The sequence below is a fragment of the Roseofilum sp. genome, from assembly GCF_982964205.1.
Genome location: NZ_CEZBFX010000125.1, coordinates 1 through 13,724, shown reverse-complemented (window position 1 = coordinate 13,724; position 13,724 = coordinate 1). Strand labels below are relative to the sequence as shown.

General features: G+C 48.0%; 10 protein-coding genes. 5 read left to right on the top strand and 5 right to left on the bottom strand.

Features of this window, described 5'->3' with window-relative positions; all coding sequences use genetic code 11:
* The coding region (locus tag AC3A14_RS21205; protein WP_487779147.1) for a WD40 repeat domain-containing protein at positions 1 to 1,395 on the top strand (1,395 nt) is incomplete at its 5' end.
* A gap of 194 nt (positions 1,396 to 1,589) precedes the next feature.
* On the opposite strand, the gene purL is transcribed toward AC3A14_RS21205, so the two are convergent.
* Both purL and pgsA read right to left on the bottom strand, forming a co-directional pair.
* Positions 1,590 to 3,905 (bottom strand): phosphoribosylformylglycinamidine synthase subunit PurL, encoded by a 2,316-nt coding sequence (gene purL, locus AC3A14_RS21200; RefSeq protein WP_413039269.1) that lies wholly within the window; start codon positions 3,903 to 3,905, stop codon positions 1,590 to 1,592.
* A 408-nt stretch (positions 3,906 to 4,313) separates the two neighbouring features.
* Complete coding sequence (pgsA, locus tag AC3A14_RS21195) at positions 4,314 to 4,826, bottom strand: CDP-diacylglycerol--glycerol-3-phosphate 3-phosphatidyltransferase (RefSeq protein WP_318722871.1); 513 nt, start codon at positions 4,824 to 4,826, stop codon at positions 4,314 to 4,316.
* 62 nt (positions 4,827 to 4,888) lie between these two features.
* Between pgsA and miaB the strand changes: the two genes are divergently transcribed.
* On the top strand, positions 4,889 to 6,256 hold the full coding sequence (gene miaB, locus AC3A14_RS21190) for a tRNA (N6-isopentenyl adenosine(37)-C2)-methylthiotransferase MiaB (protein ID WP_318735590.1): 1,368 nt from the start codon (positions 4,889 to 4,891) through the stop codon (positions 6,254 to 6,256).
* Between the two features lie 90 nt (positions 6,257 to 6,346).
* Here miaB and bchB read toward each other — a convergent pair whose 3' ends face one another.
* The 3 genes from bchB to AC3A14_RS21175 all read right to left on the bottom strand — a co-directional run bounded on the left by bchB (position 6,347) and on the right by AC3A14_RS21175 (position 9,814).
* On the bottom strand, positions 6,347 to 7,873 hold the full coding sequence (bchB, locus tag AC3A14_RS21185) for a ferredoxin:protochlorophyllide reductase (ATP-dependent) subunit B (protein ID WP_318700082.1): 1,527 nt from the start codon (positions 7,871 to 7,873) through the stop codon (positions 6,347 to 6,349).
* Between the two features lie 396 nt (positions 7,874 to 8,269).
* On the bottom strand, positions 8,270 to 9,178 hold the full coding sequence (locus tag AC3A14_RS21180) for a Uma2 family endonuclease (RefSeq protein ID WP_318700083.1): 909 nt from the start codon (positions 9,176 to 9,178) through the stop codon (positions 8,270 to 8,272).
* 177 nt (positions 9,179 to 9,355) lie between these two features.
* On the bottom strand, positions 9,356 to 9,814 hold the full coding sequence (locus AC3A14_RS21175) for a hypothetical protein (RefSeq protein WP_318735593.1): 459 nt from the start codon (positions 9,812 to 9,814) through the stop codon (positions 9,356 to 9,358).
* A gap of 312 nt (positions 9,815 to 10,126) precedes the next feature.
* On the opposite strand from AC3A14_RS21175, the gene AC3A14_RS21170 reads away from it, so the two are divergent.
* From AC3A14_RS21170 to AC3A14_RS21160, 3 genes are read left to right on the top strand one after another with little or no spacing between them, the layout of a single operon-like run.
* Positions 10,127 to 11,629: an efflux RND transporter periplasmic adaptor subunit gene (locus AC3A14_RS21170; RefSeq protein WP_318735595.1), complete on the top strand. Its 1,503-nt coding sequence runs from the start codon at positions 10,127 to 10,129 to the stop codon at positions 11,627 to 11,629.
* A gap of 5 nt (positions 11,630 to 11,634) precedes the next feature.
* Positions 11,635 to 12,852, top strand: coding sequence for an ABC transporter permease (locus AC3A14_RS21165; RefSeq protein WP_271943169.1), 1,218 nt, complete (start codon positions 11,635 to 11,637; stop codon positions 12,850 to 12,852).
* Positions 12,853 to 12,870: 18 nt separating this feature from the next.
* Positions 12,871 to 13,596, top strand: a complete 726-nt coding sequence (locus tag AC3A14_RS21160; RefSeq protein ID WP_271943172.1) for an ABC transporter ATP-binding protein — start codon at positions 12,871 to 12,873, stop codon at positions 13,594 to 13,596.
* Positions 13,597 to 13,724 lie beyond the last annotated feature (128 nt).

The window sequence follows — 13,724 nt, the reverse complement described above, 5'->3', positions numbered from 1 at the left end:
GATGACAACACAGCGAAGATCACAGAAGTTGAGAGTGGGCAAACCCTACACACTATTGCTCACCAGGATTCGGTCACGGGAGTAGCCTTGTCTCCCGATGGAAGCTACCTCACCACCTACAGCAATGACAACACAGCGAAGATCACAGAAGTTGAGAGTAGGCAAACCCTACACACTATTGCTCACCAGGATTGGGTCACGGGAGTAGCTTTTTCCTCTGACGGACGCTACCTGGCCACTGGCAGTGATGACAACACAGCGAAGATCACAGAAGTTGAGAGTGGGCAAACCTTACACACTATTTCTCACGAGAATGGGGTCTGGGGAGTAGCTTTTTCCTCTGACGGACGCTACCTAGCTACTGGCAGCTTTGACAACACGGCTAAAATCACAGAAGTTGAGAGTAGGCAAACCCTGCACACCATTTCTCACGAGTCTTGGGTCAGGGAAGTAGCCTTTTCCCCAGACGGACGCTACCTGGCCACTAGCAGCGATGACAACACGGCTAAAATCACAGAAGTTGAGAGTAGGCAAACCCTGCACACCATTTCTCACGAGTCTTGGGTCTTTTTACAAGACACTGGGTTTTTTAGGACAGTAACCTTTTCTACCAACGGACGCTACCTGGTAACCTACACTGATGACAACACGGCTAAAATCACAGAAGTTGAGAGTGGGCAAACCCTGCACACTTTTGCTCACCAGTCTTTGGTCTGGGAAGTAGCCTTTTCCCCAGACGGACGCTACCTGGCCACTGGCAGCGATGACAACACAGCGAAGATCACAGAAGTCGAGAGTGGGCAAACCCTGCACACCATTTCTCACGAGGATAGGGTCACGGGAGTAGCCTTTTCTCCCAACGGACGCTACCTAGTCACCGACAGTGATGACAACACAGTGAAGATCACAGAAGTTGAGAGTGGTCAAACGCTGCACACCATTTCTCACGAGGCTCCGATCTGGGGAAGAGTGATCTTTTCTCCCGACGAACGCTACTTGGTAACTCACAGCACTGGCAACACAGCCAAAATAACGGCAGTCGAGACAGGTCAGACGACTATATTACAGGGTCACTCAGATGATGTGACTGATGTAGTTTGGCATCCCGATGGCGATCGCATGGCGACCAGTTCACGAGATGGGACGGTGAGAGTGTGGACAAGAATGGGTCAGGAGTTGGCCGTATTTCGAGGTCATCAAGGACGGGTGCGGATTCTTTGGGATGAAGAGGGTCGCACCCTTACTTCTGTTGCCATTGATGACAATACAGTTACCATTAGACAATTGCCTGTAGAAACCCTAGAGGAGTTAATTGCACGGGGATGTCGTTGGGTGCGTCCCTATCTGACGAGTAATAATAAGGAGATGAAGGAGTGCGAGGAGTATTGGGAGTAATATCAATGAACAATGAACAATGAACAATGAACAATTGATCTGGGTTGGTAGCCAGTTGTCATGGCGATCGCTTCCCTGCTGCCTGTAATCTGGAAAAAGCCGTTGGTGGGGGCGGGTTCAGGTAAGTTATCGGTGGGTGTTATAGATTTGGGGTTAACCCGCCCCTACGGGGGATAATTGCAGGAGGGAATGGGTTAAACGTGGAGACGGCGAGGGATGGCTTGTTGGTGGCGATCGCCCATTTCCGACACCGTAGCCGTTAAAATGCCCTTAATCTCCAAAGTCTCCCCTTGCACTGTGCCGATAGCCTGCCATTGGTGGGGCAGGTGTTCCTGAAGATAGGCTTCCCAAGCACTGACAGACTCTGGTGCAACGGAGACGACAATGCGGGCTAACCCTTCCCCAAACCAACTCAGATCCGGGCGTTGCTCTCCAGACGGACACTCAATTTGCGCTCCTAAGCCTCCGGCAATACAAGATTCTGCCAGGGCAACCGCTAACCCGCCTTCGGCGCAATCATGGGCGGAGTTGAGCCATCCCTGACGAATGCCGTGGCGACAGGCGGCTTGCACCTGACGTTCTAGGTCAAAATCGACGGTTGGCGGTTGTCCGGCGATGGTGTTGTGCAAAGTAGCGAGATATTCGGACGCGCCCAAGGTCAGATTTACACCAGAACCCAACAGGTAGATGCGATCGCCTTTTTTACGCCATCCCTGACCGCAAATCCGCGATAAATCGGGCACTAACCCCACCATCCCCACCACAGGCGTGGGATAAATGGGTTGGGGATTTCCTGCACTATCCAGGGTCTCATTATACAGGGACACATTCCCCCCAGTAACGGGAGTAGAGAATTGCCCGCAAGCTTCCGAAAGTCCCCGACAGGCTTCTGCCAGTTGCCAATAGCCAATGGGCTTTTCGGGAGAGCCAAAATTGAGATTATCAGTAACAGCGATGGGTTCTGCCCCCACACAGCTTAGATTCCGTGCCGCTTCTGCCACCACCGCTTTCGCCCCTTCGTAGGGGTTGAGATAGACGTAGCGGGAATTACAATCCACCGTCGCAGCCACCCCGGATTGCACGGACGGCAAGGGTTGAGGTTCAGCGCCGTCATTCACCGGACGCAACCGGATAATCGAGGCATCCGCGCCACCGGGAAAAACCACCGTGTTATTCTGTACCTGATGGTCATATTGGCGATAGACCCATTGCTTAGAGGCGATCATCGGTGTATCCAAAAGATCCAGCAGGCACTCTTTCCAGGACTTGAACTTGCCCCCAATTTCAATCCCTTCAGCCGTACACTCAGGCAGTTGAGCCTCCGTCCATTGCCAAGCAGTTTGGGCATATTCCGGCGGCTCGGCCATCAATTCCCGGTGATAAATAGGCGTATTATCTGAGAGTGCCGTAGCCATAATTTCCGCAGCCGTTTCCCCTTGAAACAGAATCCGCACAATGGGTTCATCAATCACTTCGCCCGCAACCACGGCTTGCAGTCCCCAGCGATGGAAAATGTCAATCAATTCCTGCTCTCGACCTTTGTCGGCTACAAATAACATTCGCTCTTGCGATTCCGACAGTAAATACTCGTAGGGAACCATGCCCGTTTCGCGCACGGGAATTTTATCGAGATCCAGCTCAATGCCGACTCCCCCTTTCGCTGCCATTTCTGAGGTCGAGCAGGTAATTCCGGCAGCTCCCATGTCCTGAGCCGCCACCACTGCCCCGGTGTTGAAGGCTTCCAGACAGGCTTCAATCAGGGATTTTTCCATGAACGGATCGCCAACTTGCACTGCGGGGCGATCGTCCATGGAGCTTTCACTGAGTTCGGCACTGGCAAAACTCGCCCCCCCCATGCCATCGCGCCCGGTCGTCGAACCGACATAGAGAACCGGGTTACCCCTGCCAGAGGCTCCGGATTTGACAATTTCCGGGGTTTCCATCAATCCCAGTGCCATAACGTTCACTAAGGGATTCCCGGTATAAGCGGGGTCAAAATAAACTTCGCCGCCCACGGTGGGTACGCCCACACTATTCCCATAATGGGCAATACCATCCACAACCCCGGTAAAAATGCGACGAGTGCGGCTATCTTCCAGGGAACCGAAGCGCAGGGAATTGAGGACGGCAATGGGTCGAGCGCCCATGGTGAAGATGTCGCGAAGAATACCGCCAACTCCCGTGGCTGCCCCTTGAAAGGGTTCGATCGCCGAGGGATGATTATGGGACTCAATCTTAAACGCTAACCGCAGTCCATCACCGAGATCCACGACTCCCGCGTTTTCTCCAGGACCGACGAGGATGCGATCGCCTGTTGTCGGAAACTGACTCAGCAGCGGACGGGAGTTTTTGTAGCAACAATGCTCCGACCACATTACCCCAAACATCCCCAGTTCCGCCTTGTTGGGGTGTCTACCGAGGCGTTGAACAATTTCCTCATATTCCGAGGGTTTCAGCCCCTCAGAGGCAATGTCTTGGGGGGAAAACGGACAGTCAGAAGGTGCAGCCATGATCGATTCGCAACAGAGTGTGCCTTTCTGATTTTAAGGCAAAAGGAGCCATGCTTTTGTTTGATGCATGGAAGAAAATGGCAAAAATCAATTAATTCCAGTACTTCTGAACTAACCCCACCACAGTTCAAGGAACTTCAAGAAAAGAAATGTATAATTAGTTCTAGAAAATTATCAGAAGTGTTGATTTTTAGATAAAACCTCATATTTTTCAGTAAAATCACTGAGACAAGCCCGTGGCTTCAATGAAGACTGAAACAGTGATAACTTATTTGTATTCTCAAATAACAGAAGCACTTCAAGTTCCCAAGCGATCGCCATTCGAAACGCTTTTATCGTAGAATAAGCAATCCTAGAATGCGAGCGCCAGTTTGCCGAACAAGTTTTTCGCAGGTTACCGATCTTTGTTTACTCATTTGAAGCTTGAGGCCAAATATAAATTAATCCTGAAATCCAGGTTAAGGCAACAGCACTCCAAAAGAGGATTAAGATGGGTAGAGTCCAAGAAACTGGAGTTGGGGCAATTAGGAAAGCAATAGCAGCAATTTGCACTACCGTTTTCAGCTTGCCCCAAATATTCGCGCCAGATACCGTGGTTTGATTGACGCGCCATCCGGCGATCGCCAATTCCCGCGCTAAAATTAGAAATACTCCCCAAGCTGGGACTTCCCCCAACTCCACCAAAGATAATAACGGCGCTAACACCAACAGCTTATCCACTAAAGGGTCTAAAAACTTACCCATCTCGCTGACTTGATTTAAGCGCCTGGCCAAATAGCCATCCAACCAGTCCGTTCCCGCAGCCACCAAAAACACCGCCAAACAAAACCAGCGATACTCTACCGTCGGTTCGAGCAAACCATAGAGCAGAAACGGAACCCCCAGCAAGCGAGAAAACGTAATCCAATTCGGAACAGTCATATCAATTAAAAATTAAAACTGTAAAATTAAAAATGGTACTTGACTATCAACGCTAAAACCTTATGACCCACCGTCGTTATCACATTACTACCTTTGGATGCCAAATGAACAAAGCCGACTCGGAGCGGATGGCTGGCATTCTAGACGATATCGGCTTTGAATCCGTGGAAGACCCTTATCAAGCAGATTTAATTCTCTACAATACCTGTACCATTCGTGATAACGCCGAACAAAAAGTCTATTCGTATCTGGGAAGACAAGCCAAACGCAAACAGGAAAATCCAAATTTAACCTTGATTGTGGCTGGATGTGTTGCCCAGCAGGAAGGGGAAGCACTCTTGCGTCGGGTTCCGGAACTCGATTTGGTCATGGGTCCCCAACATGCTAACCGCTTGGGGGATTTATTAGAGCAAGTCCTAGAAGGGAACCAAGTGGTGGCGACGGAACCGGTTCACATTATGGAAGATATCACTAAACCCCGACGCGATAGTAAGATTACGGCTTGGGTAAATGTGATTTATGGCTGTAATGAGCGCTGTTCCTATTGCGTGGTTCCGGGAGTGAGAGGGGTGGAACAATCTCGGACTCCCCAGGCTATTCGGGAAGAAATGGAACAGTTGGGCCAACAGGGATATCAGGAAGTGACGCTATTGGGTCAGAATATTGACGCTTATGGTCGCGATTTACCCGGAATCACCCCCGAAGGCCGACGGGAGAATACATTTACCGATTTGCTCTATTTCGTCCATGATGTGGAAGGCATTGAGCGCCTTCGGTTTGCTACCAGTCACCCCCGCTACTTCACGGAGCGGTTAATTCGCGCTTGTGCAGAATTGCCGAAGGTCTGTAAGCATTTTCACATTCCCTTTCAGTCTGGGGATAATGATGTTCTCAAGGCGATGCGGCGCGGGTATACCCATCAGCGCTATCGGCGGATTATTGACAAGATTCGCGACTATATGCCGGATGCGTCGATTAGTGCGGATGCCATTGTGGGATTTCCAGGGGAAACGGAGGAGCAATTTGAGCATACCCTAGAGTTGGTTGATGATATTGCTTTCGACCAATTAAATACAGCAGCCTATTCTCCGAGACCAGGTACGGAGGCAGCAGTATGGGACAATCAGTTAAGCGAAGAAGTGAAGAGCGATCGCCTACAACGACTGAATCATCTAGTCGCCATTAAAGCACAGGAGCGATCGCAGCGCTATCTCGGTCGCATGGAAACTGTCCTAGTTGAAGACCAAAATCCCAAGGATCAAACCCAAGTCATGGGACGCACCGATGGCAACCGCTTAACCTTCTTTCCTGGGGATATTCACCAACTCAAAGGTCAATTGGTGGAGGTGAAAATTACAGAAACTCGCGCCTTTAGTTTAACCGGAGAACAGATGATCCCCGTGGGCGCTGGTCATACCATTTCTGTTTAATCTTGCCACTAATCAATCCTTGATAGGCACGGGACTATTGACGGATAATCTTAGGGGGGAATGAGCCATTTCCCCCCTAATCTTTTATTATTATGCCCCCACTGCTTCTTTGGCAGCGTACATCACTTCAATCGTAATCCGATCTAAACCGCGATCGCGGGCAAATTTCTCCGTATTCCGTTTCACCTTACCGCGCACAAAGCCTGGAACCTTGTTCAGTTCAGCTTTTGCCTCTTTTGTCCAGTTGAGATCGGAATCGGCAGAAATCCCCTTGTGAATTACTTCTTTCGTATCATGACCGCCAAAGATTTCCAGCAAGTGGTCTTCCATGCCCAGGGTAAAGGAATTGTACACCAAATCGGCAATTTGATTAGTTCCTTCATAGCCCATAAACGGTTTATAGCCAATGGGGAAATTTTGAATATGAATCGGAGCAGCAATAACGCCACAGGGAATATTTAAGCGTTTACCCACATGTCGCTCCATCTGTGTGCCAAAAATAGCCGCCGGTTCCACCCGCGCGATCGCATCCCCAATCTCCCCATTATCCTCGCTGATAATCACCTCATCGCAATATTCGCTTACCTGTTCCCGGAACCAATCTTGGTCATATTTGCAATAGGTTCCCGCCCAAACCACATGCACGCCCATTTCCCGTGCTAAAATCTTGGTCATCGCCGCAGCATGGGTATTATCACCAAACACAACCACTTTTTTACCCGTTAAATTCTGACAGTCGATGGAGCGAGAAAACCAAGCGGCTTGGGAAACATACAGAGTTTGATGTTCGATAAACTCTTCATAGTCTACATCAACACCTTGCTCGTTCAGTACTTGCTGGATTTTGCGGATACAGCGAGCTGTTTCCACTACTCCCATGGGCGTAATATCCACATAGGGCATTCCAAACTCAGATTGCAGATACTCAGCCGTCATTAACCCCACTTCCCGATAGGGGGCTAAATTAAACCAAGCGCGGGTTAAATTCTTCAGATTATGCACGGATGCGCCTTCGGGAATCACTTCATTGACTTCAATTCCCAAGTCGGCCATCAGGCGCTTTAACTCTGTACAATCATGTTGATTATGAAACCCAAGAGTCGTTAACCCCAGGATATTCACCGAAGGCTTCTCCGTTTTGCCTTCCGGCAGCGTTCCCTGTTTTTTGGCTTTGTTGAGGTAAAATTGGACAACCTGCTGGAGAGTGCGATCGCTCGCTTGCAACTCATTCACCCGATAATGATTCACATCCGCCAGCATCACATCCGCTTGTGCATCCAGGGTTGCGCGTTCCACAAAGTTCTCTAAATCTTCTTGCAGAATGCTAGAGGTGCAAGTCGGAGTCAGAACAATCAAATCTGGACGCTCTTCTTTGTCCTTACGAACAATATTATTAACCACTTTTTCCTGAGATCCCCTGGCCAAAACATGCCGATCCACTACACTAGCCGTTACTGGAGTATAGTCCCGCTCTCGTTCCAACATCGATCGCATCACATTAAAATAGTCATCGCCAAGGGGAGCGTGCATAATAGCATGGACATTCTTAAACGAACTGGCAATACGAAGGGTGCCAATGTGAGCTGGGCCAGCATACATCCAGTAAGCAAGCTTCATGGGTTATCTCCGTTGGGGTAGGATTTCAACTAAGATTAAGCGTAAAACTGAAGCGGTTAGGTTTAACGCTAATGAAATAATTCTTCAAGAACCATCGTAATTCATTGAATCTCAATTAAATCAGAGAACTTCAATAAGTAATTGTCGCTATTTCTTCACAAACCTTTATCTTGTCCCATTCTCAATAAAGTTCCTATCATTGTATCTCAAAAGATATAGCGCTTTGCGCTAGGGAATAGGGAATAGGATTGTGGTACATGGCTTTGGGGATTGAATAGCGTACTCCATAACAGCACAAAATTCTGTATATTTACTTGAATCTGCTTCAGAGTCAATCAAACTGCGTAATCAGCATTATAGGAGTCAACAGCCGTTGACCCCTAAAGGTACAAGAGATTAGTGTTGAATTGACTGCACTTGTTCCACACTTAAATTAAGTGCTTCAGCCACTTGCTCTGCACTCAGTCCCATCGCTAATAAACGAGAAATCGCTCCCTGTTGAGCTTGTTCAGCTTGCTCGGCGCGAGACTCAGCTTCCTGGGCACGTTCCCGCTCAGTTTGAGCAACTGATTCGGCTTGCTCGGCGCGAGAGTTCGCTTGTTCAGTCCGCATCTGTTCTAGGGCACTTTGCTCCCATCCCGTCAGCAGCAAATTCCCTTCACTATCCCACCATCTCAACCAAAGTTGGTGCTGATTCTGGTAGTTTCCTTGCCATAACCCTAACTCGACTCCCAATCGCTCAATGGGATAATGTCCTCTCTCATTCGGACTCATGCGCTCGTAAGAGCCACGAATCAGGTTATACACCTCCAATTCTCCCGTTTGAATCACATAAATCCCATAATAGGGAATCCGGATAATATTCTCATACACCCAAAATTTTCCCGGTCGTTTTTTCTCCTCTAAATTCTGTTGGGATAAAGCTGTCGTGTCTCTTTCCTCATTCCCATTTCCACTGGCTAATTCCAGAGCAATAAGTGGGGCGATCAATTCCCGCCAGAGGACATAAGAACGACGATATTGTCCATTGATATCTGGAGGGACATTAGGCACATAAAACCAATCTGGCGCTTCGGCTCCATCTTGGGGGGGGTCGGTTTCTCGCCAATAAATACCACTATCTTGACCGATCGCATATTGCCCATCTGGATGTTGCTGTTCTAAAACCGGCCCAATAGAGTCAGTGAGTAGAATACTCTGGGGATGCTCCTGAAAATTTTTCACAAAAGTACCATCCTCCTCTGGCAGTTGCGTATGGTCTGGGAAAGGAGGCGGTAAGATGATTTTTTCCGCACTTTGAGTCATGAAATAATCCTCCTTCGCACTTCGGTTGGGTCGCTTCTCTTTATTCTAGGCCGTAGGCTTCTGCACAAAGCTTTTATTTTCAAAAATTGCCCAGAAAGATGTTGCGTCGTAAACCTCTTCCTAACTCGCTCTGTGCATTCTCAGGTTCAACGGTTGTTGCACTCTACAAGTACAGAATTAATGATTAATCATTTTTGTATCTTGGATCAATTGGCCTTGAAAGACAAAATCGTCATGATTGTTGCTACTCAAAACCACAGTAACTTCATGATTTCCGGGGGGGAGTTCCTTTAGATAGTACCACGATCCGTAAATTCGGGTTATTTTTTCTCCATTAATCAATAAATGGGCGTGACCTACTCCGGGTTGATGAGGTTGATTAACATGATGGGGAGCAAATTGGAAATTCTCCACTTGAATTTCTAGATTCCAACCCGCTTTTTGATCCGGATGAACAATCAAATTAACTTGAGGAATGGGTTGTCCTGGAGTGATTTCGATCCGTCCATGGGAATGACCTCCTTGATGATGGTGTTCACCCTCTGAACCTTGAACGAAGGATTGAGTAATCCCAATTGTAAATATAGATAAAGCAGCGGTTAGAGATACTCCCTGAAACAATAAATGTCGGTTCATTTGGACGATCAAAAAAATAACATAAACTTGATAGCGTTCGGATTATACCATATATAAGGATTCTCTCTTCTATGGCATACCGCTTCAAGGCTTAGACCCTAAACAATACAAGCTCTAGGTTAGAAAAATGGGTTAATTCCCCATCACGGAGTTGGGAAATCCCCCACGATCCAGTTCGGAAAATGTCTGACTCATTTGCCCAGAAGAGGGGAAACCAGTCTACCCTAAAAGTATGGGTTAATGCCTATTCAACCCGAACCTAATTCAATTGACAGAACTCACTTGCCCTGATTCTTAAGGAATATTCAAATCATGCAATTGCCACTTATCCACCCCAAACTTGAAAAGCCTCTCCCTTGGCTGTTGGGACTGGTGGCTGTTTCGGTAGTTAGCGCAACTGGGATTGTCTATCTCAGCACGGGTCGTTCTACGACTCAAGCGGAGGCGATCGCCTCCCTAACCATTCCTGCTGAAGCGGCTACGCTAACCATTCGTATTAATGCTAGTGGTGTGGTGCAACCGGTTCGGCGCGTTAATGTCAGTCCCAAAGTGCAAGGGAGATTAGCCGAACTCTATGTGGAACAAGGCGATCGCGTGGAACAAGGACAACCGATCGCCCGCATGGAAAGAGAGGAACTCCAAGCCCAACTACGACAAGCTCAAGCGAGATTAACCCGCACCCAAGCAGAACTCGATAAGGCGATCGCCGGAAACCGTTCGGAAGATATTGCTGAAGCTCAAGCCAGACTCAGACGCACCCAAGCCACGTTAGCGGAACGGCAAGCAGGGAGCCGTTCGGAAGACATTGCCGAAGCTCAAGCCTCCCTCAACCGTGCTAGAGCTATGGTCGCTGAAGCCGAATCTCGTTTAGACTTAGCCCAAGAACGAGCAGACCGAAATCAACGCCTTGCTGATGAGGGAGCCATTTCTAGGGATGAACTGGATCAACGACTGGACGATCGCCGTCGCGCCCAAGCTTATCTAGAGCAAACCCAAGCCGGGGCGATCGAAGCCCAGCGCCGTCTGGAGCGCCTGCAAAATGGTTCTAGAGTTGAAGACATTGCTGAAGCCAAAGCCACCGTCGCCGAATCCCAAGCTGCCCTAGACCGCCTAATCAATGGTACTCGCCCTGAAGATATTGCCCAAGCCCAGGCACAACTGGCTGAAGGAAAAGCCAATCTGCAATACTATCAAGTGCAACTTGAAGATACGGAAGTTAAAGCACCGTTTTCTGGGTTAATTGTGCAGAAATATGCCGAACCGGGAGCCTTTGTTACTCCAGTCACCGCAGCATCTTCAGCGGACTCAGCGACCTCAACCTCTATTGTTGCTTTAGCTCAAGGGTTGGAAGTTTTAGCCAAAGTACCAGAAGCTGACATTAGTCAAATCTACCCCAATCAAAAAGTAGAAATTATTGCCGATGCCTATCCCGATCGCACCTTTGAAGGTCGCGTTCATCTGATTGCCCCGGAAGCTATTAAAGAACGGGATGTCACCCTATTTCAAGTGCGCGTAGAAATTGAAACGGGATTAGAGTTGCTCCAGTCGGGGATGAATGTGGATTTATCTTTTGTCGGCGATGAACTCACCAATGCCTTAGTCGTTCCCACCGTGGCTATTATTACGAATCAGGGAGAAACTGGGGTGTTAGTACCTGGGGATGGCGATCTTCCCCAATTTCAACCCGTAACTATTGGCCCCTTGTTAGGCAATCAGATCCAAATTTTAGAGGGTATTGAACCCGGTCAACCCGTGTTTGTGGAATTACCCGATGGCAAAACCCTGAATGAAATTATTAATCGAGAGATCGAGTAGAGATTATGGATATCCTAGAGAGCATCAAAATTGCGGGTAAAACCCTCCTCGGGAATAAAATGCGAAGCACCCTAACCATGCTGGGCATTATTATTGGTAACTCGTCTGTTATTGCCATGATTGGCATTGGTGAAGGAACCCAAAACTATGTCACTAACCAAGTCGGTTCTTTAGGCCCCAATGTTTTATTTGTCATACCCGGAAATCCCAATGCTCAGAGACAGAGTATTGTAGCGCCGCAAACCTTAGTCCTAGAGGATGCCGAGGCGATCGCCGAACAAGTCCCCTCAGTCGAAGCAGTTGCTCCCAGGTTAAGCGTGAGGGAAACGATTAGTTACCAAGGAAATAATGTGGCCATTTCCATTACTGGAACGACCCCAGAATTCCTTACGGTACGCAGCTTAGAGATAGCCAACGGTCGCTTTTTGAATGAATTAGATATCAAGCGTCGAGAAACGGTGGTTGCTATTGGATCGGAGTTAGCCACCAGCTTATTTGGAAATCGCAATCCAGTTGGAGAAACCATACGCTTAAAATCGATTAGTTTTCGCATTATTGGCGTGATGCAACCCAAGGGTTCATCCTTTGGCGATAACATGGATATGGCAGCCTATATTCCCCTCTCAACCCTGACGAACCGCATTAGCGGGAATACTTCCCCCTATGGGACGCAGGTGGGTTCAATTTCTATTTCCATTGAGACCGAAGATCGGATGAATGCGGCCAAGTTCCAGATTGAAAACTTGCTCAGGTTCCGGCATAACATTACCGATGAAGATGATTTTACGGTGCGCTCCCAGAAGGAATTAATGAATATTTTAGGCAGTATTACCGGAGCTTTAACTATCCTACTGGCGGCAATTTCTGGTATCTCCTTGCTGGTGGGTGGCATTGGCATTATGAATATTATGCTGGTGTCTGTGACCGAACGAACTCAAGAAATCGGGTTAAGAAAGGCGATTGGAGCATCAGAGCAAGATATTTTAATTCAGTTTATGATCGAAGCTATTATTTTATCGGTTATGGGCGGATTAATTGGCACGGGATTGGGGATTAGTGGCATTTGGGTCATTAGTAGCTTAACTGCTTTAGACGCAGAAGTTTCCCTACTTGCTATTGCCACAGCCGTGGGTGTTTCCGGAACCATTGGCTTGTTTTTTGGTGTGTTTCCCGCCCGACAAGCGGCTAAACTTGATCCTATTGTTGCCTTGCGTAGTGCTTAAATAGAGAAAATAAAATCCATGAATCAGGAATTAGAAAAAAAAGATATTATTCGCTTAGAACAGATCTCAAAAGTCTATAAAATGGGCGATGTGGAAGTTCAGGCGATCGCTGATGTGAGTTTGACGATTAAATCGGGGGAATATTGCTCGATTATGGGGCCTTCCGGCTCTGGAAAATCCACCGCCATGAATATTATTGGCTGTTTAGACCGTCCCACTACAGGACACTATTATCTAGATGGTACAGATGTGGCTCAGTTGCCCAAACAGGAACTAGCTAGCATTCGCAATCAAAAACTGGGGTTTGTATTTCAGCAATTTCATTTATTAGCCCAATTAACAGCCCTAGAAAATGTGATGTTGCCCATGGTTTATGCTGGAATTAAAGGGCGCGAACGTCAAGAACGAGCAGCAGAAGCCTTAAAGCAAGTGGGTTTAGAAAATCGGATGAAAAATAAACCCAATCAACTCTCTGGGGGACAACAGCAACGGGTGGCGATCGCTAGAGCTATTGTCAATCGTCCCGTTGTCTTGCTTGCAGACGAACCAACGGGTGCATTAGACACTAAAACGACTGAAGAAGTGATGAATATTTTTACCCAACTTAACCGCAATGGCATGACGGTTGTGATGGTTACCCACGAACCGGATGTGGCTCGACTCACCAACCGCGTTATTTGGTTTAGGGATGGTGAAGTGGTTCAGTCTAATTTTAATTTAGAAGAGCTGCACGCAAACATTTAAGCCTTTGATCGGTTTTGAAGTCACTCTAAGCCATTGTCTCTCTTCTCCTGTGGCAGTAAGGGTCGAATCATGCTAACTAACCTGAGTTCGGGATAAGGGGAGAAGGAACAATGATGATGGGTTGGGCT